Below are 284 nucleotides of genomic sequence, written 5' to 3'. Positions count from 1 at the left end.
GCCAGTTAAGTATTACGCCAGTTCGACCATTTTGTTGTCGATCAGGCGGGCATCGCCAAGCCAGGCGGCTACCAGAATCACTGCACGTTTGCTGTTTTCAGAGACTTCCAGCAATGTGTCGGCATCGCGAATCTGAATATCATCGGCGCGGAAGCCTTTTTCATTCAGTTCTTGCCCGGCAATAGCAATAATTTCATCGAGATCCCGTTCACCAGCCTGTAATTTATCGGCAATCGAACTTAAAACCTTGTACAGACCGGGCGCAATTTTGCGTTGTTCCGCCG

1 protein-coding gene is annotated in these 284 nt (G+C 49.6%); it reads right to left on the bottom strand.

Annotation, left to right across the window (positions count from 1 at the left end; genetic code table 11):
* Nucleotides 1-12: 12 nt before the first annotated feature.
* Nucleotides 13-284: pantoate--beta-alanine ligase (locus LZP73_RS20770; protein WP_234236869.1), on the bottom strand; the 272-nt coding region annotated here is incomplete at its 5' end.

It is taken from the genome of Shewanella sp. AS16 (genome assembly GCF_021412365.1).
GTDB classification, from domain to species: domain Bacteria; phylum Pseudomonadota; class Gammaproteobacteria; order Enterobacterales; family Shewanellaceae; genus Shewanella; species Shewanella salipaludis.
Note: the sequence above shows the minus strand (reverse complement) of the source record. Positions and strands in the feature narration are given on the sequence as shown.